This window comes from Pseudomonas sp. K5002, from assembly GCF_013386655.1.
Classification (GTDB): Bacteria; Pseudomonadota; Gammaproteobacteria; order Pseudomonadales; family Pseudomonadaceae; genus Aquipseudomonas.
This window is the reverse complement of record NZ_JACARK010001383.1, coordinates 1-529: the sequence shown is the minus strand read 5'-3', so window position 1 is coordinate 529 and position 529 is coordinate 1. Positions and strand designations below refer to the sequence as shown.

The window sequence follows — 529 nt, the reverse complement described above, 5'->3', positions numbered from 1 at the left end:
CGCCACGCCGGGTAACCTGCAACCGGCGCTCGATTGGCTCACCGGCACCCTCGGCCTGAACCTGGCCAGCGCCGAACAACTGCTGGATTACCTGGCGCGGGCGCGGCTGGCGCTGAGCGCGCTGCCGTCCCAGGACACGTTGATCATGGAACGGTTTTTCGACGAGTCCGGTGGCACCCAATTGATCATCCATACGCCGTTCGGCAGTCGCATCAACCGCGCCTGGGGCCTGGCGCTGCGCAAGCGGTTTTGCCGCACCTTCAACTTCGAACTGCAAGCCGCCGCCAGCGAGGATGCGATCGTGTTGTCGCTGTCCACCAGTCACAGCTTTGAGCTGGACGAAGTGTGGCGCTACCTGAACAGCAACACGGCCGAGCACATCCTGATCCAGGCGGTACTGGATGCACCGCTGTTCGGCGTGCGCTGGCGCTGGAATGCCGGGGTGGCCCTGGCGTTGCCGCGCTACACCGGTGGGCGCAAGGTGGTGCCGCAGATCCAGCGCATGAAGAGTGAATACCTGATCGCCAGT

Annotated in this window: 1 pseudogene; it reads left to right on the top strand. The window is 64.7% G+C overall.

The features are described 5' to 3' along the window. Positions 1–529, top strand: a pseudogene (locus tag HX846_RS36570) (ATP-dependent DNA helicase); the annotation flags it as partial.